General features: G+C 36.1%; 20 protein-coding genes. 1 reads left to right on the top strand and 19 read right to left on the bottom strand.

Annotation, left to right across the window (positions count from 1 at the left end):
* Positions 1-104: 104 nt before the first annotated feature.
* Positions 105-1,145 carry an NAD(P)-dependent alcohol dehydrogenase gene (locus C794_RS04450; protein WP_017795933.1) on the bottom strand — a complete coding sequence of 347 codons (1,041 nt, stop codon included), beginning with the start codon at positions 1,143-1,145 and terminating at the stop codon, positions 105-107.
* Between the two features lie 192 nt (positions 1,146-1,337).
* Between C794_RS04450 and C794_RS04445 the strand changes: the two genes are divergently transcribed.
* On the top strand, positions 1,338-1,586 hold the full coding sequence (locus tag C794_RS04445) for a MerR family DNA-binding transcriptional regulator (protein WP_017795932.1): 249 nt from the start codon (positions 1,338-1,340) through the stop codon (positions 1,584-1,586).
* A 44-nt stretch (positions 1,587-1,630) separates the two neighbouring features.
* On the opposite strand, the gene C794_RS04440 is transcribed toward C794_RS04445, so the two are convergent.
* The 18 genes from C794_RS04440 to gatC all read right to left on the bottom strand — a co-directional run bounded on the left by C794_RS04440 (position 1,631) and on the right by gatC (position 24,448).
* A complete protein-coding gene (locus tag C794_RS04440) occupies positions 1,631-1,948 on the bottom strand; it encodes a CHY zinc finger protein (RefSeq protein ID WP_026133719.1) in 318 nt (105 codons plus the stop codon).
* 120 nt (positions 1,949-2,068) lie between these two features.
* On the bottom strand, positions 2,069-3,049 hold the full coding sequence (locus C794_RS04435; protein ID WP_017795930.1) for a tRNA dihydrouridine synthase: 981 nt from the start codon (positions 3,047-3,049) through the stop codon (positions 2,069-2,071).
* Positions 3,050-3,501: 452 nt separating this feature from the next.
* Positions 3,502-4,818: a PTS cellobiose transporter subunit IIC gene (gene celB / locus C794_RS04430; RefSeq protein WP_017795929.1), complete on the bottom strand. Its 1,317-nt coding sequence runs from the start codon at positions 4,816-4,818 to the stop codon at positions 3,502-3,504.
* Between the two features lie 184 nt (positions 4,819-5,002).
* Positions 5,003-5,908: an ROK family protein gene (locus C794_RS04425; RefSeq protein WP_017795928.1), complete on the bottom strand. Its 906-nt coding sequence runs from the start codon at positions 5,906-5,908 to the stop codon at positions 5,003-5,005.
* Between the two features lie 59 nt (positions 5,909-5,967).
* Positions 5,968-7,407, bottom strand: a complete 1,440-nt coding sequence (locus C794_RS04420; RefSeq protein WP_017795927.1) for a glycoside hydrolase family 1 protein — start codon at positions 7,405-7,407, stop codon at positions 5,968-5,970.
* A gap of 22 nt (positions 7,408-7,429) precedes the next feature.
* Positions 7,430-8,986, bottom strand: coding sequence for a response regulator (locus tag C794_RS04415; protein ID WP_017795926.1), 1,557 nt, complete (start codon positions 8,984-8,986; stop codon positions 7,430-7,432).
* Complete coding sequence (locus C794_RS04410; protein WP_039819580.1) at positions 8,987-10,720, bottom strand: cache domain-containing sensor histidine kinase; 1,734 nt, start codon at positions 10,718-10,720, stop codon at positions 8,987-8,989.
* Between the two features lie 31 nt (positions 10,721-10,751).
* Positions 10,752-11,624: a carbohydrate ABC transporter permease gene (locus tag C794_RS04405; RefSeq protein ID WP_017795924.1), complete on the bottom strand. Its 873-nt coding sequence runs from the start codon at positions 11,622-11,624 to the stop codon at positions 10,752-10,754.
* A 12-nt stretch (positions 11,625-11,636) separates the two neighbouring features.
* Entirely contained in the window at positions 11,637-12,512 is an 876-nt protein-coding gene (locus C794_RS04400) for a carbohydrate ABC transporter permease (protein ID WP_017795923.1), read from the bottom strand.
* 60 nt (positions 12,513-12,572) lie between these two features.
* On the bottom strand, positions 12,573-13,853 hold the full coding sequence (locus C794_RS04395) for an extracellular solute-binding protein (RefSeq protein WP_017795922.1): 1,281 nt from the start codon (positions 13,851-13,853) through the stop codon (positions 12,573-12,575).
* Positions 13,854-14,336: 483 nt separating this feature from the next.
* Positions 14,337-15,929 carry a glutathione ABC transporter substrate-binding protein gene (locus C794_RS04390; protein WP_017795921.1) on the bottom strand — a complete coding sequence of 531 codons (1,593 nt, stop codon included), beginning with the start codon at positions 15,927-15,929 and terminating at the stop codon, positions 14,337-14,339.
* A gap of 22 nt (positions 15,930-15,951) precedes the next feature.
* Positions 15,952-17,016, bottom strand: coding sequence for a M42 family metallopeptidase (locus tag C794_RS04385; protein ID WP_017795920.1), 1,065 nt, complete (start codon positions 17,014-17,016; stop codon positions 15,952-15,954).
* Positions 17,017-17,407: 391 nt separating this feature from the next.
* Complete coding sequence (locus C794_RS04380) at positions 17,408-18,262, bottom strand: formate/nitrite transporter family protein (protein WP_017795919.1); 855 nt, start codon at positions 18,260-18,262, stop codon at positions 17,408-17,410.
* 348 nt (positions 18,263-18,610) lie between these two features.
* Positions 18,611-19,990: a 23S rRNA (uracil(1939)-C(5))-methyltransferase RlmD gene (gene rlmD / locus C794_RS04370; RefSeq protein WP_026133718.1), complete on the bottom strand. Its 1,380-nt coding sequence runs from the start codon at positions 19,988-19,990 to the stop codon at positions 18,611-18,613.
* Between the two features lie 115 nt (positions 19,991-20,105).
* The gene (locus tag C794_RS04365; RefSeq protein WP_017795915.1) at positions 20,106-21,023 is read right to left on the bottom strand and encodes a diacylglycerol kinase; all 918 of its coding nucleotides are present in this window, start codon (positions 21,021-21,023) and stop codon (positions 20,106-20,108) included.
* A 221-nt stretch (positions 21,024-21,244) separates the two neighbouring features.
* A complete protein-coding gene (gene gatB, locus C794_RS04360; protein ID WP_017795914.1) occupies positions 21,245-22,675 on the bottom strand; it encodes an Asp-tRNA(Asn)/Glu-tRNA(Gln) amidotransferase subunit GatB in 1,431 nt (476 codons plus the stop codon).
* The gene (gene gatA / locus C794_RS04355; RefSeq protein ID WP_017795913.1) at positions 22,675-24,141 is read right to left on the bottom strand and encodes an Asp-tRNA(Asn)/Glu-tRNA(Gln) amidotransferase subunit GatA; all 1,467 of its coding nucleotides are present in this window, start codon (positions 24,139-24,141) and stop codon (positions 22,675-22,677) included. Before gatA ends, gatB begins: the two co-directional genes overlap by 1 nt.
* 16 nt (positions 24,142-24,157) lie before the next feature.
* Positions 24,158-24,448, bottom strand: coding sequence for an Asp-tRNA(Asn)/Glu-tRNA(Gln) amidotransferase subunit GatC (gene gatC / locus C794_RS04350; RefSeq protein ID WP_011065172.1), 291 nt, complete (start codon positions 24,446-24,448; stop codon positions 24,158-24,160).
* Between the last annotated feature and the right edge of the window lie 237 nt (positions 24,449-24,685).

Raw genomic sequence — 24,685 nt, 5'->3', positions numbered from 1 at the left:
TTGTAAAGATTGAAGCCTTATCCATTAATCGATAACATCTGCTCAAAAAAAGATGTCCCATAACGCGAAGTATATGGAACATCTTAATCTTTTAACTATTATATTTAAATTGTGCTAACATCAATAACGAAACGATATTTTACATCTGAATCTAATACTCGTTTATATGCTTCATCAATTTGATCTGCAGAAATCACTTCAATTTTTGGAACAATGTGATGCTCCGCACAGAAGTCTAACATTTCTTGAGTCTCTCGAATGCCTCCAATTAAAGAACCTGCGAATGAGCGACGATGTCCAATGAGAGAGAATACATTTACGGACAATGGCTCTGCCGGTGCTCCAACATTTACCAAAGCACCATCCAGATTTAGAAGACTAAAGTAAGCATCCATATCAAGCTTAGCACTTACTGTATTAATGATTAAATCAAATGATCCCGCAAGTTTCTCGAAAGTTTCTTGTTCACTAGTTGCATAATAGTTTTCTGCTCCGAATTCCAATCCATCTTCTTTTTTATTTAATGTTCTGGATAGAACGGTAACTTCTGCTCCCATGGCATGTGCAATCTTAACAGCCATATGACCAAGGCCACCCATACCAACAACAGCTACTTTCTTGCCAGGACCAGCATTCCAATGATTTAGTGGAGAATATGTTGTAATACCAGCACATAGTAACGGTGCTGCAACATCCAATTCGATATTGTCAGGAATTCTTAGTACAAAATCCTCCGTTACGACAATATGAGTAGAGTATCCACCTTGAGTTGGTTCACCATATTTATCAACACCACCATATGTTTGAATATTTCCTTGATGGCAATATTGTTCTTCTCCTCTGCGGCAATTCTCACATTCGCCACAAGAGTCAACCATACATCCGACTCCTACTCGATCACCAGCTTTGTATTTGGTGACCTCAGGTCCAACATCTGATACTACCCCAGCAATTTCATGTCCTGGGACTAGGGGATAGTTTACTTCTCCCCATTCACCGTGAGCAGTGTGTATATCAGAATGGCATATACCTGAATATTTAATTTCAATTAATACATCATGTGAATCCAGATTACGTCGTTTAATTTCCGTTGCGTGAAATGGTTGATGTGGCCCATCGACAGCCCTTGCTTTAGCAGTATACATAAAAAGAACCTCCTAGAAATTTAAGTTTATTACAAAATAATGGTAACCCTTATAGTTAACTCGAAGTCAATAGGTTCTCCAATATTTTTTAGAAATCAGTTAATTTTGACCATCAAAATATAATATGGTAGACTGTTTCAAAATCCTAGAGTTAACTCGAAGTATAAATTTAACTGAAAGGAGATACTGGTGATGAAAACATATTCTATCAGTGAAGTTGCAAATAAACTGAATCTCACTGTATATACACTACGTTATTATGATAAGGAAGGCTTACTGCCTTTCGTGGAAAGAAAAGCAAATGTAAAAGCGCAATTAGAAGAATTAACTAAAACAATGGCAATTATCGATCATAAATGCGATTATTATAAGACTGCTTTAGATGCAGGGACAGAAGATATTCATAAAAACAAAAAATTAGATATTTACTCTACTAACTAACAGAGCCCGCCTAACTTTTCTTTATTAAGTGGGCGGGCTCTCTATTATTTATAATCAAAATAAAGATGATAATGGTATTGGCAATTTTGGTTAAATAGAGCCTTACAATTTTTACAAGAATTCATTTTCATGTATTCATTTATCGTTAATTCCGTCTGACAAACACCGCATAAGATAGCTTTTTTATCAAATTCTCTTTTCGGCCATCTCTCTATTTCATGATCTTCACACTCTTGATGACACTTATAACAAGGATAGTAAGTATTGCAACATTTAAATTTAATGCTGATAATATCTTTCTCAGAATGATAGTGTTCACATCGAGATTGATGGTCGACAACCTTCCCATAGACTTTCATCAATATTCTGCCTCCTTTGAATGCACTGAATCAAGTACAACTTTAATGCAAGCATTGTATATAACAAAAAAGGCTGGAATTATGATTTTCAGCCTTTTTTGTTATAGTAGCTCTGTACAACTTCTATTGCTCTACTTCAATCGTATTTTCTATTTCAAAGTTATCAAGTAATGCACGTACTTCTGCAGTGGATTTTGTATTCATCATTTGATTTCTTAACTCACTTGCGCCTCTAAACCCTTTAACATAAATCTTAAAGAAACGGTGAAGTGGTTTAAATGAACGTGATTCTAACTTGTCATATTTATCATGAAGGTCCAAATGCAATCGTAAAAGGTCAAGCATTTCTTGGCTGGTATGCTCTTGCTGCTCCTTCTCAAAAGCAAAAGGATTCTTAAACACACCTCGTCCAATCATTACTCCATCAACACCGTACTCTTCAACCAGTTTCAAACCCGTTTGGCGATCAGGAATATCTCCATTTATAGTTAACAGGGTATCTGGTGCAATCTCATCACGAAGTTTTTTAATCTCAGGAATAAGTTCCCAATGAGCGTCTACTTTGCTCATTTCTTTTCTCGTTCGAAGATGGATCGATAAATTCACAATATCTTGTTCCAATACATGTCTCAGCCATTCTTTCCATTCATCGATATACGTGTAACCAAGCCTTGTCTTCACACTAACAGGCAACCCTCCAGCTTTTGCTGCTTGTATCAATTCAGCAGCGACCTCTGGACGATTAATCAGACCAGAACCTTTTCCATTCCCTGCTACATTTGCTACAGGACAACCCATATTAATATCTAGGCCTTTAAATCCCATTTCGGCCATACCAATACTCATTTGTCGGAAGTACTCTGGTTTATCTCCCCAAATATGAGCGACAATTGGTTGCTCGTCTTCCGTAAATGTTAAGCGTCCTCGCACGCTTTGTCGTCCATCTGGATGGCAATAACTCTCTGAATTTGTAAACTCTGTAAAAAACACATCCGGTCTAGCTGCTTCTGTTACTACATGACGGAAAACAACATCTGTCACATCTTCCATTGGTGCAAGTATAAAAAACGGACGTGGTAAATCGCGCCAAAAATTATCTATCATTGTTACATTTCAATCCTCTCATTGTGGGTTATAGCTAACCCTTATCCCAATATATCTTTTCTTCTTTTACACTTATATCATTTTTCCGCACGTTAAACAAACGGATTGCCTCAAATAGACCCTTCCAATAATCGCCACTATTGCGACTGGATAGAGCACTACTATATTATAAAGTACATTGGATAAATGCGAAACCTACCTTCATATTTTTCCTTTTACTTATAGTTGTAAAAGTATTTAAGAAAAAGATGTCAAAATTCATATATAAAAATATTCTTTTATACGAAATTACAAGGAACTGTAATAGACTAAAAACAATGAACAACATAACCACCAGAAAACTTATTTACTATTATGCTAAAAAGCCCTGCTGTAACGCAGGGCTATTCTCTTCTTTTTTTTTAAACAATTAAAAGATTAGTCTTCCCCATAGTTTTCTTAAGCAAGACCAATCATCCTTTATCTTTACCAGCTGCAATTTCCTTACTCGCACCTGCCAATTCCTCACTAAAATACCGCTTATCCAAAAGTTTTAGGAAAGGAATCCAAATAAGCGTAACAATTACTAAGTTCACTAACTGCATAATTCCACCAGCTATCGAATTTGTTGTCAGCATCCCACCGATGAAGATGGGGGTCGTCCAAGGTACATGTACTCCAGTAGAAACAGGAACAAGACCTATCGACATGGAAAAATAAGTAACAATTGTAATAATAACTGGTGCTAATAACCAAGGTATTAAAACTAGCGGATTAAGAATAATTGGTAACCCAAATATAATAGGTTCATTTACATTAAATACCGAAGGCGGACCACCAATCTTACCGAGCTGCTTTAATTGTCTACTTTTAGCTATTATAAATAGACCAAGGATAACTGCCATTGTCATTCCTGATCCGCCCATTCCAACAATAAACGTATCGATAAATTGGTTGTTTACGATATGCAGTCTTTCTTCTCCTGCTTGATATGCTTCATAGTTTTCTAAAGACAACGTCATCCAAATTGGATCCATTATTGAATTAACGATAATCTGACCATGTAAACCAAAGAACCAAAAAACTTGGATTAAAAGGACTGCAATGATCGCTGCAGGCAATCCGCTTCCCAATGCTGTTATTGGTTCTTGGATAACAGAATAAATAAAGTTTTGTATCGTTTCAAAAGGTGTGATGCTAAAAAGAATACGAATTAACAAAAATATAGACAATGTAAACGAAATTGGAATTAAAGAACTAAACGACCTTGATACTGCTTCTGGAACACCTGGTGGCATTTTAATCATCCAATTTTTCTTTACAAAAAATCGAAAGAGCTCTGTCGAAATAAATGCCGTTAAGATTCCAAGAAACAGTCCTTCCGCTCCTAAACTTGATGTCGGAATTACTCCTGTGACATCTTCTAGTACTTGAGGTGTCAAAATGAGGAAGGATGCTAATGCAGTAACTCCACCATAAATAGCGTCTCCACCATAATAGGCTGTCAGTTTATAGGCAATTCCAACAATAACAAACATCCCCATTATTGATAACGTAGCCGCTGATGCTGGTCCGAGTGCATCTTTATATGCATTGTAAGCATCTTCACTTAGTAATTGATCTAAAAATGGGATATTAGCAATAACGACAAAAATTGATCCAAAGATAATGATAGGCAATGCTACCATAAATCCATCACGCAAAGCACCTAAGTAACGATTGTTATTGAGCTTATCTGCAATAGGTAAAAAGAACCGTTCCATAAACTGCATAAATTTGCTGTTTTCCATTTTAAACTCCCTTTGTAAATCTTTTATTTAAACTAGTAAATCTAGTTCTGACCACGATATGATTATAATCATCCATTAAAGTGATTAAGACTCACGATTTTTTGTATTCATCTACTCCATAATCATCCTGTTTCCACAAACTTCGCTTCAAAGCGTCTATTAAAATTTAACCAGCAGCAATCAATTAAATAGAAGCAACTTTTGAACGATTAAATTCTTTCAACCAGCCATATACAGCACCTAATAAATTAGCATTTTGTTTAAACTTGCAAGCTGCTATCTTAGGTTTGACCTTCGCTAAATCCACAACTGCCAAAATTCCGTCCAGCTTTTCATCAATTTTTTCTATTAAATTTTCTCTAGCGCTAATGCCCCCACCAAGTAAGATAACTTCCGGATCGTAAATATATTGGAGATTATAAATGCCTACTGCTAATAGATGATAAAATCTATCTAATGCTTGCAAACAATCCGCATCTCCAGCCTCTGCCATGCTAAAAATTTGTTCACCGGAAAGGGAGTCCACAGCAATGTTCTTTCGTTCGGCGACCACTCTCACTAATGCCTTTGTTGAAGCTACTCTGCTCCACACATCATTACTATCATGAATATCCGAGTTCAAAAGCATGTAGCCAAACTCACCACCGTGCAAATTTGCTCCCTTATGGAGCTCCGCATTTTTAAATACAGCACCACCAATACCAGTTCCAAGCACCATAACAAGTACGTCTTTCTTTCCTTTTGCGGCACCTTTCCAAAATTCTGCATAGCCAGCACAGTGTGCATCATTTTCCATAAAAATAGGTACGTTTAGTCGGTCTTCTATTAAATGCTTTATATTTGGCCCATGTAAATAATGAAGTGCACTAGAACCTTTTATAATTCCTTCTGGCGAAACTGCTCCTGGGCAGCCCACCGCCACTCCTTTCACTTCGTTATTCAAATGTGAGATCTCCTCCATAGTACGTAATAATCCTTCCAATGAATCTGGAGTCTTCACTTTATTGGTTTCTACCACTGTCATATTCTCAGCTACCACTCCATATTTCAAAAAGGTTCCACCAATATCGAACGCTAAATACCTGTCCATTTATCCACCCCTTAATGATTTATCTATAAATCTTCTGCTAGTAAAGATTACTTGCTTTCCTATTTGAAATTCTCATCATTTTCCGCTTCAAATTCCCTCAATTCTATTAGCTGTTTATACCAATAAGCAGATTTTTTCAAATGACGATTACGATTATTTTCCAAATCAATTTCTACTAATCCATATCTATTTTTAAAAGCATTCATAGGTGATACATTATCGGTAAATGCCCAGAGCATATAACCTTTACAATTTACGCCCTCTTCTACTGCCTTTAATAACCATTTCAAATGCTCACGAATAAATTCGATTCGATAATCATCCTGAATTATATTAGAAGCATCTTTAAATCTTTTCTCGTTTTCTACTCCCATCCCATTTTCCGCAATAAACCATTCGATATTGCCATATTCCTCTTTCATCCGAATTCCCATATCATACATAATTTGCGGATATATTTCCCATCCACGATAGGGATTCATTTTCTTTCCCGGAAGTTCAAACATTTCATAATAATACGCAGGGTGAAATGGGGTCTGTTCATTCCACACAGCTGTACGTGCTTTAACTCGATGTGGAAAATATAGATTTAACCCGACATAATCAACCGTATTATCCTTAATCAAAGCTAACTCTTCTTCTGTATAATCAAATGTAATCTCATGTTTCTTCATTACATCAAATAATTCCTCCGGATATTCTCCTTTAATCGAGGGATCGAGAAATACACGATTGAAAAACAAATCGTACATCTTTGCTGCTTGTTGATCATGTGCGGCAGTTGAACGTGCATAGGTGACCTCAGGATTTAAGATGACACCTATTTTTGCTCCATTTTTTTCTTTAAGTTGCATCTCTTTGAATAATCTTACTACCTTGGCTGTCGCCAATACTTTGTTATAGTTCCACTGCATCCATTTTTTTGTATTCTGTTCAAATGGCCAGCGAATAGCATCTAAATAAACGCGAGTCTGAACTACGATGGGTTCATTGAAGGTAAACCAGTTCCTTACCTTGTCTCCATACCGTTCAAAAACTTTTTTAGCATATTGAACAAATAATTCCACTACATGCTTTGATTCCCATCCACCGTATTTTTCAAATAAAACAGCTGGAATTTCATAATGCTCCAGACAGATCATTGGCTCTACACCGTTTTGGATTAATTTCTCAATAACATTATCCATATATGCTGCATATTCTTCATCAACAGTAGCATTCTCATAATCTACTAAAAAACGTGACCAGTTAATCGATGTCCGAAAATGGGTTAATCCTATTTCTTTCATATAATGAATATCTTCCTCATAACGTTGATAGAAATTCGTTGCTCCGGCAGGACCGTACCCGTTATGCCAAACATGTTTATTGTTTTTATACCAGATATCCAAATAAGAGTCCTGGGAGTCCTTCTTTCCTATCCATCCCTCTGTCTGCCAGGCCGAAACTGCTGCCCCTAGCATAAAATTACTCGGCACCTTTATTGTTACATTTTTCATTCAAACTCCTCCTTTGTAGCTTCTATTCAATTGCAGTTAATTTCCGGTAATTTGTTGGAGTCAATCCAGAAAACTTCTTAAACACACTGACAAAATATTTATACTCCTGAAAGCCTACTTGTCTTGAAATTTCACTTACTTTAAAAGGGGTATTTATGAGCAATGTTTTGGCCTCGTCTACCCTTAATTTGTTGACATATTCATTGAAATTTTCTCCTGTCTTCTGTTTAAATAAGGTGCTAAAATAATTGGATGATACATTTATGACATCCGCAACCTCCTGAACTTTTATTGTCGTACGGAAATATTCCTTGATGTATTCCTCTGCCTGTTTAATGAGCCAATCTGCTTTTTCAATCTTATGATGAGCTAGCTTTTTGATAATTAGCTCCAAATCCTGTTCAAATAAATACTGTATTGAAGAATAGGAATTAAAAAGAATGAGATCCAGTTCTTTTAAGAAATGACAATCTAACTTTACAGATATTTCCCCAAGTAGTGCCTCATATTCTTTCATAATTACCTTCAGCATATGGCTACATACCTCTTGTACTTCTTGAAGTAAAAATGAATGACTTCGAAAATAGTCAAATAAGTCTGTTATCTTTTTTCCTACTTGGTTATGTTGTATTGGTTTCCTGTGAAATAATGTATCTATCAATTCCTTCTCTATTTTGTACGGATAAGTTTGCATATCAGGTCGGTCCATTTGATAATTGGAGAAAATAACATCATGTTCTCTAATTAACGGTAAATAGTCATAGACTGTTTTTAGCTGATTATATTTGTTTTTTAAATCCATCACATTAATAACCGAATCGCTCCCTATAAAAGAAAAGGAATGTTTGTCCTTGATTATTTCAGCTACCTGGATTGGATTAATTTCAGAATCTATTGGTTGTATCAAACAGGTAAGTAATTGATTGCAATGAACAAAAATCGATACAGTGTCAAACCCAAGCATTTTCGTCGTCTGCTCAATTGTGTCCTTCCATTGTTCGTTAAAGGATGCTAGACCTTGTTCAGATAGATGAGCAGTTTGTTTATCATATTCTTTTACCGTACTGATAAATGGGTAAATCTTGTTATCTAGATATCTATTAGGGTTTACAGTATCTTCTGGAAAATGATAAACCTGTTGAAAAATTGTATTCTTTATTTCCTTTTGTCTACTTTCGTTTTTCACATTGTGTTCCTCTTCGAGTTCATTTACAAGGGTATTCACTTTAGATTCCAGTTCATTTATGTCCACTGGCTTTAATAAGTAATCCTTCACACCTGACTGGATTGCTTTTTTTGCGTATGCGAATTCATCATATCCACTAATTAGCATAGTTTTTGTCTGTGGATGGTTTTTGTGTAAATAGGATGCTAATTGTAATCCATCCATGTTCGGCATGCGGACATCAGATAAGACAAGATCGATACCGCCCAACTCGTCTATTATTCGAATGGCATCCAATCCATCACAAGCTATCTCGACCTTGTCTATCTGATATTTTCCCCATGGTATAGTTTGCTGAAGACCTAATTGAATTATCGGTTCATCATCGACAATCAATATTCTGTATGACGACATCTAATCACCTAATTCTTTTGATTTATCCTCATTTAATAGCGGAAGGATCATGCGAAGGAATGCACCTTCATCTGGATCCAAAATAGAAAGCCCATAAGGTTCTCCAAAAACAATCGAGATCCGATCGTTTAGGTTTTTCAAAGCATATCCAGCACGCAGTTGACCATTCTTCTTGTGTTCACTAAATCCCCAACCATTATCGATAACATCAATTACTGCTTGATTTTCATTACGATAATAATGAATTCGAATAATCCCTTGTTTCGGAAGGTTCTTAAAACCATGCTGAATGCTATTCTCTATTAAAGGTTGAATCATTTGCTTCATAACATAAAAGCCTTTAAGTTGCTCCTCCATCACAATTTGATAATCGAGTTTTTCACCTAATCGTTTCTTTTGTAGTTCGAGATAAGCCTGACTATATTCCACTTCTTCCTCAAACGTTACCAAGGATTTTCCATTATTTAGATTCATGCGAAATATTTTGGAAAGTCGTTCTATCAATTGACCAGTTTCTGGTGCGTTTTCCAGTCTTGCATTCCAACGGATCATATCAAGTGTGTTATAGAGAAAATGTGGATTTATTTGATTTTGCAAGGCTCTTAGCTCTGATTCCTTCTGCTTTATTTTTAATCGATACTCTGTATCAATATGTTTCTGAATGGTTTTAACCATCTTATTAAAACGGTACCCTAGCTTCCCAATCTCATCGTCAGAGTCCACATGAACACTTGCAGTAAAATTTCCATTTTCCAATTGCTTTGTCTGTTTAGTCAATTCTACTATTCGTTTAATATTGGAATGGTAAAAGAAGATAAAGAACAGCATACCTGCAAGAAGAAGGATACCAATTAGATACCCGATCAATGCTCGAACTTCTGTTAAATCCGCTGCAAGCCTATCTTCATCGATGGCAGTAACAGAAAACCAATCGGTATTCGTAAGTTGATTTTTTACTACTACAAAATGGCTTTCTCCATCCTGATAGCTGTATGATTCCTCCTTTCCATCCATGACCCATTTAATCAAACCTGTGTCTGGAAATTGCTTACCGACCAGATCTGCATCCGGATGTAAGATGACATCCCCTTTATCAGATACAATAAAATAATCACTCTGTTGAGACGGCACCTCAATTTGGTTATACAATTCCATTTGATCAAGTCGTATCCGTACGATTCCGATTTGTTCACTGATATTGTTCATATCATTAATTATTCTGGTTAAGCTGATTACATTTTTATCATCATTCCAATCACTTTTCACTTGATAGGGATTACTCCATACTGGACTTCCTTTCGATTCCTTGGCGACTTTATCCAACTCCTCTTCTTCCCCAGTAACTGGTTCTCCATGTTTCACCAAATGCCCATCTCTTCCTTCTAATAAAATGGAATTAATATATGGATTAGATATTAGCTGAAATGTAAAATAGCCTTTAATAACTTCCATAGCCTCTTGGTATTCGGGTTGATACATTTCATGCTCTTCGGAGATAAAAATTTTCCGGAAATTACGATCGTAAATCATATAGGACGACATCGCTTCTACTGTTGAAAATACGGTCAATAAATTTTGTTCATTTCTGCTTAGTCTTTCCGTTGCTTCCTCTATTGCTTGATTCTTCAATGCTATACTTGTTTGATAATAGATTAATAAACTAACAAACAGTATTGGTATCATTAATGCAAGAAAAAATGTAATGAACTTCCTCTTTAATCCCCATCTCTTCATCCAACCTAGTCCTTTAGCATTTATTTCTTCATTAACCCTTTACGGCTCCAGAAGTCATTCCATTCACAATCTCTTTCTCCATAAATAAATAGAAGATGACAATCGGAACTAATGACATCGTTAATCCTGCCATCTGTGCCCCATAGTTGGTTGTAAATTGCCCAGCAAAATTCGCTAATCCAAGTGGCAATGTTTGCAACTCTGGATCATTAATTAGTACTAATGCAAAAGAAAACTCATTCCAGTTATAGATGAAATTAAGAATAACAACCGTAGCAATTGCTGGTCTGGACATAGGAAGGATTATCGACCAAAAGATCCGGAATATTCCAGCACCATCCATAATTGCCGATTCTTCAATATCCTTTGGAAAAGCTTTCATAAAACTTGTTAAAATAAATATCGTAATTGGCAGATGGAAAGCCACATACGGGAATAATAGTGTAATTTCAGTATTAAGCAATCCGAGATTTTTCATCAGAATAAACATCGGAACGAGCGTAGCGTGAATCGGAATTAATAAACCGAATATAAAAAATGTATACATAATCTTATTAAATCTAAACTTGAATCTAGCTAAGAAATACGATGCCAATGCTCCAATAATTACGGTGACGACTGTTGCTGTGACACAGACGAATATACTATTTTTGAACAACACACCAAGATTAGCGATTTCCCATGCATTTGCATAATTGTCCAATATAAATTCATTTGGAAAACCAAACTGATTCACCGTAAATTCCTGTTCAGACTTAAAAGAGTTGATCGCCATCCAGATAATCGGGTAAACATTCACAATTGCGAATAAGCCAAGCAAGGTATAGATGATAATTCTTGATATTCGTTTTTTTATCGTTCCATTGGTCCGTCGGTTATTTTTAGTAGTCACAGTGGACTCCATTTACACCCCTCCTCATATCATTTTCTTTCCTAGTAATTTCGTAACTATAAAAATTAAAATGAGACTAAAGAAGAAGATAAATACAGAAACTGCACTACCGTACCCATATTGCAGGTTATTAAATGTCTCATGGAACATATAGAGCGCCATAACATCTGATGAATGGGCTGGACCACCATTCGTCATCACATAAATTAGATCAAATGTCTTCAAGCTTCCAGAAATACATAGAATAACTGCCACAATAATCGTATCCCATATCATCGGTATCGTAATTTTGAACGTGGTCGTCCATTCTGAAGCACCGTCCATTTTAGCTGCTTCCAGTACTTCCGTCGGCACGTTTTGTAATGCCGCCAGAAAAATAATGAAGTACAACCCAACGAATTGCCAAACCACGGTAACTAAAACGGCAATCATGACCCATTTCGTATCACCAAGCCAATTTTGCGCCATGAATCCAAGACCAATACTTCGCAAAAACTCATTCAGCATTCCATTCTGAGAATTATAAATAAGGCTCCATGTTAAAGAAATTACAACCGTTGATAAGACTACTGGAAGAAAACCAACTGTTCTAAAAAACTTTACTCCTTTAATCTTACGGTTCAGTAAAAGCGCGAAGAATAGTGCTATTGGTACCTGACCTAAAACAGAAGCAAAAACAACGTAAAGATTATTTTTGACTGAGTTCCAGAACAAGGGATCTTCAAATAGATTTCTGAAGTTATCAAGACCAATAAAGGTCATATCGGTAAATCCATCCCATTCCATTAATGAGTAATAAAATGATTGAAGGATTGGATAAATAGCAAAAACAGCATAGATAAGAAAAGCTGGAAGTAACCCAATGATGATCGCTGCTTTGCTTTTACGCGTTAGCTGCATCTTCTATCACTCCAATTTTCACAGGTTGCCAGTAAAACCGGCAACCTGTAAATTAATTGATTACTCATTAGATTTATCCCATTCTGCCTGCATTTCTGCAGCAAGCTCTTCTGGTGTTTTATCACCAAGTGTTATTGATTGGAGACCATTATTAATAATGTCAGTTAATTCAGGTGTTAATGTCGCGTCATAAACAGGTGATAACCCATTTTGAGCCATGCTATTTGCATCCTTAAACACTTGCGGAATACTATCATCCATTTCTACATCAGCGGGTACAATTATATTTGCCTGAACAAGCTGCTGGAACAGCTCTTCACTATAGTAAAATTTAAGAAACTCAAAAGCTGCCTCTTGTTCCGCCTCACTTAAATTACTATTAACCGCAATTCCACCACCAGCAACTCCAGAAATTTTAGATGGGTCTCCTTCACCACCTTCAAAAGAAGGGAACGCAGCAACGCCGATATTTTCCACATCCTCTACACTGTCCATTATTGGTCCGATTGCCCAGGAACCTGCAAAATGCATTGCAGTAGATCCTTTAATAAATTCGTTTCTTGATTGAGCCTCATCTACTGTATTCATATCTTCATTAAACGCTTCTAATTTGGTCAATTCATCAATTACAGATAAAGCATTAATGAACTGTTCATCCTCAAACGTACCATCAACATTTAGAACATTTCCCAGGAAATCACTTCCTGTGTAACGATCCGCAATTCCTGAAATAAATACAGATTGCAATGGCCAAATCGCCTTATTGCCAAGAGAAATTGGTGTAATATCATTTGATTTCAATTCCTCTACTAAACTTTTAAATTCATCATAAGTTGTTGGAAATTCATCATACCCAGCTTCGCTCACAATTGCTTTATTATAAAAAATCAAGCTTGTTTCGCTAATATTAGATGGAATAGCAAAATAATTTCCATCTACTGCATAATCCTGTAAAATCTCTTCAGGAATCAATCCTTCCCAATGATCAATAATCGGATTTAAAGGCAGCAGTGCATTACCTTCAACTAATGGTTGAATACGAGTCCCTGGCCAGACACGCATCATATCCGGCAACTGATTACCAGCTGCCTGTGTCCGCAACTTTATCTCATAATCATCATGTGGAATACTTTCGTTAATAATTTGAATGTCTTCATGTTGTTCATTGAATTTTTCTATTATATCTTTGTACACTGTATTTTCAGGTCGATCCTCTGTCCAATCATTCCATAAAGTTAGCTCAATCACCCCATCCTCGGATTGTGCTTCCTCATTGTCCCCACAGGCTGCAAGAATAAAAGTAATTGCTACACCCAGCAGTAAAAGCTTAATCGTTTTCATCATATTCCCCCTCATTTATTAAGCGCTTACAAAGATTGTAGCAATTCACCTATATTCTTGATATCCTATAATTCTATAAAAATATCCAAAAAATACAGATATTTTAAAAAATAACCACTTTAGAAAAACACAAATCCCGCTTCCGCTTGTTTCAGGCTTGTTTGTTACCGACGGGCTCTGAATATGAGTGAAATAGCTTGGACTATGCTTATGGGTTCATTCTTAAGTGACTAACTGCCTTGGGGGATAACCGAGTGACCAAGTTCATCATCTGCTCGCTTCCTGTATATAAAGCTTTTTCTTCTATAGTTATATTTTATTTGATACCATTTTTTAACTAAACCTAACCTATTTCCGGTTTAAGGAGGAAATGATTGAGCGTTTTCATTTAAAGTTGTGAACCAGTAGAATCTGATTTTCTCTAGAACCACTAAAAAAGCCCAATATCCACATAAAACAGTGGACATCAGACTTTTATAATATTTATTCTTCTAAAGAAACATTTTTCAATTGCAGTAACTGCGTTGGCAACTGGGTCAGACCCTTCACTTCATCACGAACTCCAAGTAAATATTCTTGGTGAAGTAAGTATACAAATGGAGAAAGCTCAACTAGCTTTTCCTGTGTCTTACTATATAAATCTAGACGTTTTTCTGGATCAGCCGTTTGACGCGCTTCTTGCAAATAAGAATCCAATTCTTTATCTACTGTAAATGTGCGATTTCCTGCTGATCCAACATTTTCAGAATGGAAAAGTGGATACATGCCATTATCCGCATCACCGGTAACAGTTGTCCAACCAAATACCATCATCTCATGTTCTCCATTGGCAGTTTGATCTAGCATCGCGCCCCATTCAATTGTTACAACCTCTAAATCGATTCCAATTTCGGCAAGTTGAGCCTGAACATTTGTTGCTGTATCAATCCGTTGGCGATCATCATTCGTCCAGATCGTTGCAGAGAATCCATCTGGATAACCAGCTTCTTCTAACAATGCCCTTGCCTCTTCCATATTGTATTCCAATCCATTTAGTTGCTCATCATAACCAAAAATCCCTGGTGCAATTGGTCCCTTGGCTGGGATTCCAGCTCCTTCATAAATTCCATTAATGATTTCTTCTTTGTTAATAGCCATCGAAATTGCTTGTCGTACACGCACATCATCAAATGGTTCTTTTTCCATATTGAAACCTATATAAGCTAAAGAAGAACTTTCCTGGCGCTGTACCTTCATTCCATCTGTATTTTCAACTTCTGCAACATCGGATGGACTTAAAGGTGTAATAATATGAGAATCACCCGTAGATAATTCAGAGATACGAGTCAAATCCTCTGAAACTACTTTAAAGGTAACTGAATTGAGCATTGCTGGCTCTTGCCAGTAACCCTCATTCTTCACTAGCTTAACGGATTCACCAGTTTGCCAATTCTCAAATTTAAAAGGACCAGTACCCACTGGATTTGAATTAATTACATTGCTTGGATCTTCCCCATTTTCCATTGCTGCATAATCCTCTTCAATTAATTCCTGCGACACCATCTGTCCACCCGGATGTGCTAAATGAGCTGGCAACGGGGCAAAAGGATATTCTGTCTTAAAGCGTACCGTATAATCATCAACCACTTGAACCTCTGTTATCATATCGTACATAAATGCTACTGGTGACCCAATATCAGGATCAAGTATACGTTCGATATTTGCTTTTACTACGTTTGAATTGAACACGGAACCATCATGAAAAGTGACGTCTTCTCGAAGCTTAAATTCCCATGTTGTATCATTTACTTGCTCCCAACTTTCTGCTAGAGCAGGCTGCAGTTCCATATCTTCATTTTGTGTAACCAAATTATCAAAAATATTAATACGAATATTTGCAGAAGGTGTATCATTTGTTGCATGAGGATCTAGTGATACTGCATCTGCTTGACTAGCAATTACTAAGTCACCGTCCTGACTTCCACCTTCTTCTGAATTACTGTCACTATTTTCTTCTGGCTCACTGGCACAGGCAGCAAGCAATAAACTGAACACAAATGTTACGATAAGTGCAGCTAAGATTTTACGTGTTGTCATGCTGATCTTCCTCCATTATGTATTAAAATGTAAATTTGGTATTATCGGTTAAATTGAATATAAATGCTTTCACTAATTCTTTCGTTGCAATTAGATCGGATAAACTGATTGCTTCAACAGGAGAGTGTGCATAACGGGAAGGAATGGATAGCACTCCTGTTGGTATACCTTTATTGGCTAGAGCTACTGCTCCCCCATCTGTTCCAATCCCAGGAAAAACTTCCATCTGATGTATAATTTCTTCTTGGGCTGCGATTTTTTTCAATTCTTCCAATATGCTCTTTTGTACAATCAAGCTAAAATCTAACACCTTTATCCCAGTCCCATCGCCAAGGAAAAGACTTTGATCCATCGTTTCTTCAGGTGTATCACTTACAGCAGTCGTATCAATTGCAATAGCTACGTCTACATCTTCCAAACCATTAATTGCCGTTTGTGCACCACGTAATCCCACTTCCTCTTGTACCGTGAAAAGGAAAACAATTTCTCCTGCAAATTCTTGTTTGTCAATCTCATCTAATACGGATAAAAGTACGGCACATCCTGCCCGATCATCAAGTGCTTTTCCAACAATCAATTGTTTATCTTCAGGACCAATAAACCTGCTCTTAGTAGCCCATGTAACAGGTGTTCCTACCTCTACTCCCATTTTAAGGGCATCCTGTTTCGATGTTGCTCCAATGTCTATGTATAAATTAGCGTGTGGTCGTACTTTTTTTGGATCGTCAAATTTCACAAAATGTGCAGACATCGTCCCGATTACACCATCAAGCTCTTGCTTTGAACCTAGCACTTTCACAGCCTGTGCCAGCAAAATACGATCATCATGGCCACCCAATTTTTCAAAACGTAATAATCCATTATTTTCAATTTTCTTTATGATAAAACCGACCTCATCCATATGAGCTGTTATAAGTGTAACCGGACCCGGCTTGCCACCTTTTTTCCTTGCAATTACATTCCCCATTGCATCAACTTCTACACTTTCCACTTTATCCTTTACATAGTCTCTAATAAAATAAGCAACATCTTGTTCATAGCCACAAGGACCGTTTAATTCACTCAGTTGCCTTACAAGATTGTCCATTATTTCATCCCTTTCTCTATAGTCCTTATCACAATTAATAGAAAACCGTAATTTGTCTACATATTTAGATAATTACTGTTAATTCTATACCTCTCTTTATTTAGAATCAATATATTTTTTACATTTTTATTAAAAATTCGACAAATTCATCTTTTATTATCTTATTGGTTTAGGATTTCTCTGTCGTATTACATTTGACTCAACCAAGACTATTCCATAAACACAAAAACCCTGATTTCGCAAATGTTTATACGGAATCAGGGTGATTTTACAATTGTTTTATTTTACGAGCAAAGGTTTATTTAGTTGTACATTGTAGATAAAAGCGCTAAAAAAAGAGAGGAATTAAACGTCACACGCCTTCAGTCTATAGAGGAGTATAAATTTTTGTTTAACCTCGCATCTCTTTCCGAAAAGCATATAAGAACAACAAGGAGATGAATATAGCTCCACCAATAATATTTCCGATACTGGCTGGGATTAAATTTAACAATATATAATCATGCCACGCATAGTTATCAGTTGTTAAAATCCCTAAACTAAAATACCCCATATTTGCCGCACTATGTTGAAAATTACCTGCCACAAACAAAATAACGGGAAGGGCTGTTCCTAATATCTTACCTGCTACGTCCCTAGCAGATGTTGTTAGAAATGTAGCCATACCGATAAGCCAATTGGCTAAAATTCCTGACAGCATTACTTGGAACCAGCCTACCCATCCATATTCAGTAAATTTCATTTTATGTGAGATTAGTGTTTCAAGCTCTTTTGAAAATTCAGGTGTTAAAGAGTTTGAAATAATTATTAATAATGCCACAAATAACGCACCTATAAGATTGCCAACATATGCGACAGCCCAAAATTTGATAAACTTATGCTTTCTCCAGTAAGACTTTTGTAAATAAGATGTTGGCAAAAGAACATTAACTTCCGTAAACAATACTGATTGTGACATAAATACCATTAGATAACCTGCAGTGAAGCCAATCCCCTGTAAAATATATGTTAGTCCTTTTGCATCCACACCAATGGCTAACAATACAGAAAATACAGCACCAAAGGTCATAAATGAACCTGCTTTTAAAGCAAGGACTAACTGCGAAGGAGTATTTGTATCAAGGTGTTCTTTTCCTTTATTACTAAACGACTGCATTACCTGGACTGGAAATAAAAATTGCCTTTCTGGGATCTCTTTCGTTTCATTTGTCTGGTTTGAAGATTCTTTGTTATTATTATCAGTCATATATATCCTCCTAATTTCATTAACTCTATGTTAAATGGGACAAGTTTTTATATCTTTTACTGCATTGAAAAGTCTATCAATATATGTACCCGAATAATCATACATTCACGCTTTTTTACAAAGCAAGTTGTTCGGATAAAAATGATTAGTAATTTTATTGGATTATTATTAAAAATAATCATTGAAATGATAGCGGTAGATTCCAGTAATAGAGTGGTTTTTGGTGGTTCTAAGAGTGGGAAAACATTGAAATTTTATTGGGGTAAACACCTGGATAGTATTAAAAAAACCCCGATTTCGCAAATGTTTATTTTTACGAAATCAGGGTCGGACTAGCAAGAGTTTATTTTAGTTAGACAACTTTAGAGTCAATTCCGCTACGCACTCAACATGATTTGTGCTAGGGAACATATCAACAGGTTGTACTTGTTTTGTTTCAAAACCACCATCTTCTAATATACGAAGATCACGAGCTAATGTGGAAGGGTTACAAGAAACATAGACAATACGTTTTGGTTTCATTGCAATCATTGCTTCTAAGAAATCGACATCGCATCCTTTTCGAGGCGGATCGACGACAATGACATCCGGATCTAATCCTTGTTCTTTCCACTTCGGCATCACTTTTTCTGCTTGTCCAACAGAAAATTCCACATTGTTCATCCCATTTATCTCTGCATTCATTTTCGCATCTTCTATAGCTTCTGGAACGACTTCAATGCCATATACTTTCTTTGCTTTTTGAGCTAAGAATAAGGAAATGCTACCGATACCGCAATACGCGTCAATTACTACATCGTCCTTATCAATATTGGCATATTCTAATGCTTTATCATATAAGACCTTTGTTTGAATAGGATTTACTTGGAAAAACGATTTAGGGGAAATCGCAAATGTAAGATCCCCAATTTTATCATATATATAATTCTCTCCCCAAAGAACCTTTGTCTTTTTACCAAGTACCACATTCGTTCGTTGATCATTCACATTTTGAACAATCGATTTCACTTGAGGAAATTGTTCTGTTAATTCCTTAATAATTCGATCCTTTTCCGGGAACTTGGAAGTTTTCGTCACAAATACAATCATAATATCTTTTGTATGGTGACCGACACGAACCATAATATGACGAAGTTGACCTCGATGAGATTTTTCATCATAAGCTTGGATGCCATATTTATTCATCAATTGTCGAGTGAAAGGTAATACCTCATTAATTGCTTCATCTTGAATATGACAAGTATCTTGATTCTTTAGAATTCGATGGCTTCGTTTCTGATAAAAGCCAACAATCACTTCTCCATTTTTCTCTCCTACAGGAATTTGTACTTTGTTTCGGTAATGCGAAGGTTCTTCCATCCCTAATATCGGATGTACCAGCACATGATCAAGATGAGCTACTTTCTTCATCACATTATGCACCTGATCTTGCTTCATTTGAAGCTGTAGATCGTAACTCATATGTTGTAATTGGCATCCACCGCAATGTACATGGCATGTAGGTTCTACACGATGGGAACTTGTTTTCGTTAGTTCAAGTAATTTCCCAAATCCAAAGTTCTTGTTGATCTTTACTACTTTTACTTTCGCTTCTTCATCTGGTAAAACATCCGGTACAAACAACGGATATCCTTCTATTTTTGCTACACCGTTCCCTTCATGTGTTAAATCCTCGAAGGTAAGTGTATATATTTCATTTTTATTTACTGGAGGCTTCGTTTTTGCCATAACATTCTTCCTTTTTATTACCATATTCGTCTTAAATAATTATTCTACCATAAGCGCCGTCTCAAGAATAGAATCCCATCTTTTTTGTACTTCTAAACATACAAAAGGAAGACTTTTAATCCAAGTCTTCCTGTGCTTCTATAAAGTCCTTCGGCACATAAAATTCAATATGCTGCCGCAGATTTAAAAATTCTCCGGGGAGTAATCCGCCATACTCTCCATCGATATTTAATTGCATTTTTTCTTCATTTGATACTTTTATATGCTTTGCTTGTGTATAGATAATATTTTTACTTCTAAAATGATCCCCGCGTAAAGCTAAAGTTGCGATCTGTATAAATTCTGCAAGATTTGTTTTCTTTAGGATTAGAAGATCGAAATACCCATCATTTAATTTTGCATCTGGGGCAAGCTTCTCAAATCCCCCTACAGAATTTGTATTGGAAATAAGAAACAGCATAATATCATCTTCTAGGACCTGGTCATCATATTCTATCTTCACTCTTGTTGCTTTCAAGAATGGGAGCATTTCAATACCTTTTATATAGTAAGCTAGCTGACCAAGGAGCGTTTTTAATTTACTAGGAACCTCATATGTGAGTTCCGTTAATTTTCCTCCACCAGCAATATTAATAAAATAATGATCATCATTGACTCTACCAATATCAAGCTCCATTGTATTTCCTTCGATAATAATATCAACTGCTTTGTCAATATCTCGAGGAATATGTAGAGCTCGTGCAAAGTCATTCGTAGTACCGGCCGGGATAATTCCTAATTGTGGACGATGTTCTTGTTCTGCTAGTCCATTTATTACTTCATTAATCGTTCCATCTCCACCAGCTGCAATAATTAAATCATATCTGCGTTCCACAGCTATTTTTGCAGCTTCCGTAGCATCTCCTTCACATGTTGTCGCATGTGTAGATGTCTCAAAACCAGCAACTTCTAATTTTTCAAGTATATTCGGTAAAGCTCTTTTTATTGCTTCGCGTCCCGAAGTTGGATTATAGATGATTCGGGCCTTTTTCATGTTATTTCCTCCCCATACGTTCAACAGATAGAAACTTTATCATATATATCGGAGAACCCTTGGGTGTTTTACTTTTTGAAGAAGTATCTCCTAGGTTTCTTGATATCGATCTTAATAATCATGCCTACCCAATATCATAGTCCTTTTTTTATAGTTTGAAAAGGATATTCGATAATTTTGTAGGCTGCCATTAATTCATAATGACAGCCTCTCTTAGAGTATTAGCGATTATTAAGTTCTTCTGCAAGAATTTTATTTACTAATGGTGGATTTGCTTGTCCTTTTGTTGCTTTCATAATTTGTCCCACTAAGAAGCCTTTTGCTTTGTTCTTTCCATTTTTAAAATCAATGATGGACTGTTCATTTTCATCCAATATATCGTTCACAATCTGTTTTAGTTGTTCTGGATCAGAAATTTGTACGAGCCCTTTTTCTTCCACAATTTTCTGAGGATCGCCACCATTTTCTACAAGCTCTGCGAATACTTTTTTAGCAATTTTAGAAGAAATGGTTCCATCTTCAATTAAGTTAATCATTTTTGCAAGTGCTTCAGGTGTGATTGCCAATTCATCTAATTCTTTATAGTGTTTATTCATATAAGCAGATACTTCACCCATCAACCAGTTAGAAACTTGCTTCATATCAGCGCCTTGTGCAGTTGCTTCTTCAAAGAAATCAGACATTTGCTTGGAAGCTGTTAATACATTGGCATCATATGCAGAAAGCCCAAGCTCATTAATATAACGTTCTAAACGAGCATCAGGTAATTCAGGAATCTCGCTTCTTACACGTTCTTTCCATTCCTCATCAATATATAATGGGACTAAATCTGGCTCTGGGAAATAACGATAATCATCCGAACCTTCTTTTACACGCATAAGAATTGTTTCTTTTGTTTTCTCATCATAACGGCGAGTTTCTTGTAGAATCTCTCCACCTGATAACAATTCTTTTTCCTGACGTTTTTCTTCAAACTCTAATCCTTTTTGAACATAAGAGAAAGAATTTAAGTTCTTCAATTCCGCTTTCGTACCAAATTCTTCTTGTCCAATTGGACGTAAAGAAATATTCGCATCACAACGTAAAGAACCTTCTTGCATCTTTACATCGGAAACACCAGTATATTGAATGATATTTTTTAGTTTTTCTAAATATGCATATGCTTCTTCTGGAGAACGCATATCTGGTTCCGATACAATTTCAATTAACGGCGTACCTTGACGGTTAAAGTCTACATAGGAATATCCGTCTTCACCGTGCGTTAATTTACCAGCATCTTCTTCTAAATGTAGGCGTGTGATGCCAATTTTCTTTTTCTCACCATTTACTTCAATTTCAATCCAACCGTTTTCGCCAATTGGTTGATCGAATTGAGAAATTTGATAAGCTTTCGGATTATCCGGATAGAAATAGTTTTTACGATCAAATTTTGTATCTGTTGCTATTTCACAATTTAAAGCCATTGCAGCCTTCATTGCAAAGTTAACTGCCTCTTCATTTAGTACAGGTAATGTACCTGGATAGCCTAAGTCAATTGGGTTCACATTCGTATTCGGATTAGAACCAAATTCATTTGTACTTGGACTAAAAATCTTTGAGTTTGTTTTTAATTCTACGTGTACTTCTAGACCTATAATTGTTTCGAAATTCATTATTTTGCACCTCCAAGTTGAGGTCTTTTCTTGTGATGTTCCGTTGCTTGTTCATATGCGTATGCAGTGCGGTATACTGTACTTTCATCGAAATAGTTACCGATAATTTGTAACCCAATAGGTAATCCTTCTGAAGAAAACCCACATGGAATAGAAATTCCTGGTACACCAGCCAAGTTAACTGGAATGGTTAAAATATCGTTCGCATACATCGTTAATGGATCACTTGTTTTTTCTCCGACTTTAAATGCTGGAGTTGGTGTTGTTGGTCCAACGATAACATCATATTCCTCTAAAATTTTATCAAAATCATTTTTTATTAATGTACGTACTTTTTGTGCTTTCTTATAGTAAGCATCATAGTAACCAGAGCTTAGCGCAAAGGTTCCTAACATGATACGACGCTTCACTTCTTCTCCAAAGCCTTCACTACGGGATTTTTTGAACATATCAATCATGTTATCTGCATTCTCTGAACGCACACCATAGCGTACCCCATCAAAACGTGCTAAGTTAGCAGAGGCCTCTGAAGATGAAAGTAAATAGTAAGTTGCAAGTGCATATTTAGAGTGCGGTAAAGAAACTTCTTCCCATGTAGCACCCATGGATTCATATACGTTTAACGCTTCTATAATTGCGTCTTTTACTTCTTTAGATACACCTTCTGCAAGATATTCTTTTGGTACTGCAATCTTAAGCCCTTTTACATCTTGTTTTAATGCTTCTGTATAAGAAGGAACTTCTACATTCGCACTTGTTGTATCCATTTGATCATGTCCGGCAATAACTTCAAGCACTCGTGCATTATCTTCTACTGTACGAGTAACTGGTCCAATTTGATCAAGAGAAGAAGCAAAGGCAACCAATCCAAAACGAGAAACTCTACCGTACGTTGGTTTCATTCCAACTACTCCACAGAATGCTGCTGGTTGGCGAATCGAACCACCAGTATCAGACCCTAATGTAAATAGCACTTCTCCTGCAGCTACTGCAGCAGCAGAGCCACCACTAGACCCACCAGGTACGTGCTCTATATTCCATGGGTTACGTGTTGGTTCATAACCAGAGTTCTCATTAGAGGAACCCATTGCAAATTCATCCATATTTAACTTACCAACAGCGACCATGTTTTCTTTTTGTAGTTTTTGAACGACTGTCGCATCATACAAAGGATCATTGAAATTATCTAAGAACTGACTTGCACAAGTTGTACGAAGCCCTTTCGTTACAATATTATCTTTAATACCACCAGGCATACCAAATAAGATACCTGTTTTATCTTCGAGTTGATCAAGTTCTCTCGCTTTTTCTAACGCTTTTTCTTCATCTAATGTAAGAAAAGCATGGACCTCTTGATCTACTTCATGAATACGTTGATATGATTCTTTCACAAGATCTTCAACGGTAATTTCCTTGTTATGTAGCTTTTCTTCTAATTCTTTTATTGTGTAATCAAATAAACTCATAATGATTTTCTCCTCCCTACTCTAATATCGATGGAACACGAATTTGACCATCTTTATGATCAGGAGCATTACGCAATGCATCTTCCTGGCTAATCCATTTCTTCGGTTCGTCTTTTCGCATTACATTCTTAAGATTAAGTACGTGTGTAGTCGGTTCTACAGAATCCGTATCTAGTTCATTTAATTGTTCAGCAAAATCAATAATCGCACTCAACTCGTCCGACATCTTTTCAACAGCTTCATCGTCTAACTCTAGACGAGCTAAGTGAGCAACATGCTTCACTTGATCTTTTGAAATCTCTGCCATTATAAGTACCTCCTATATGTTTTCTAACATGTATCTACAATTTTTTCATTCCCTTATTATAACACTATTGATAATAGCAAAGATAGCTTATTAAAGGCAAATCTTCTAGTTAGCCATAATTATTTAATTTAATAATGACATACATTATTTCTAAAAATGAACAAAAAAATACCTGAAACTGGTTTCCACACCGTCTCAGGAAATCTGTCATTTGTATAGGGTAAAAAAACATGTGTT

The organism is Oceanobacillus kimchii X50 (genome assembly GCF_000340475.1).
Taxonomy (GTDB): Bacteria; Bacillota; Bacilli; order Bacillales; family Amphibacillaceae; genus Oceanobacillus; species Oceanobacillus kimchii.
The sequence above is the reverse complement of the archived record's forward strand: the minus strand, read 5'-3'. Positions and strand labels throughout refer to the sequence as shown.

Coding starts and splice junctions, on each gene's coding strand:
- C794_RS04450 (WP_017795933.1), bottom strand. CDS start 1,145: ATGTATACTGCTAAAGCAAGGGCTGTCGATGGGCCACATCAACCATTT.
- C794_RS04445 (WP_017795932.1), top strand. CDS start 1,338: ATGAAAACATATTCTATCAGTGAAGTTGCAAATAAACTGAATCTCACT.
- C794_RS04435 (WP_017795930.1), bottom strand. CDS start 3,049: ATGATAGATAATTTTTGGCGCGATTTACCACGTCCGTTTTTTATACTT.
- celB (WP_017795929.1), bottom strand. CDS start 4,818: ATGGAAAACAGCAAATTTATGCAGTTTATGGAACGGTTCTTTTTACCT.
- C794_RS04425 (WP_017795928.1), bottom strand. CDS start 5,908: ATGGACAGGTATTTAGCGTTCGATATTGGTGGAACCTTTTTGAAATAT.
- C794_RS04420 (WP_017795927.1), bottom strand. CDS start 7,407: ATGAAAAATGTAACAATAAAGGTGCCGAGTAATTTTATGCTAGGGGCA.
- C794_RS04415 (WP_017795926.1), bottom strand. CDS start 8,986: ATGTCGTCATACAGAATATTGATTGTCGATGATGAACCGATAATTCAA.
- C794_RS04410 (WP_039819580.1), bottom strand. CDS start 10,720: ATGAAGAGATGGGGATTAAAGAGGAAGTTCATTACATTTTTTCTTGCA.
- C794_RS04405 (WP_017795924.1), bottom strand. CDS start 11,624: ATGGAGTCCACTGTGACTACTAAAAATAACCGACGGACCAATGGAACG.
- C794_RS04400 (WP_017795923.1), bottom strand. CDS start 12,512: ATGCAGCTAACGCGTAAAAGCAAAGCAGCGATCATCATTGGGTTACTT.
- C794_RS04395 (WP_017795922.1), bottom strand. CDS start 13,853: ATGAAAACGATTAAGCTTTTACTGCTGGGTGTAGCAATTACTTTTATT.
- C794_RS04390 (WP_017795921.1), bottom strand. CDS start 15,929: ATGACAACACGTAAAATCTTAGCTGCACTTATCGTAACATTTGTGTTC.
- C794_RS04385 (WP_017795920.1), bottom strand. CDS start 17,016: ATGGACAATCTTGTAAGGCAACTGAGTGAATTAAACGGTCCTTGTGGC.
- C794_RS04380 (WP_017795919.1), bottom strand. CDS start 18,262: ATGACTGATAATAATAACAAAGAATCTTCAAACCAGACAAATGAAACG.
- rlmD (WP_026133718.1), bottom strand. CDS start 19,990: ATGGCAAAAACGAAGCCTCCAGTAAATAAAAATGAAATATATACACTT.
- C794_RS04365 (WP_017795915.1), bottom strand. CDS start 21,023: ATGAAAAAGGCCCGAATCATCTATAATCCAACTTCGGGACGCGAAGCA.
- gatB (WP_017795914.1), bottom strand. CDS start 22,675: ATGAATTTCGAAACAATTATAGGTCTAGAAGTACACGTAGAATTAAAA.
- gatA (WP_017795913.1), bottom strand. CDS start 24,141: ATGAGTTTATTTGATTACACAATAAAAGAATTAGAAGAAAAGCTACAT.
- gatC (WP_011065172.1), bottom strand. CDS start 24,448: ATGGCAGAGATTTCAAAAGATCAAGTGAAGCATGTTGCTCACTTAGCT.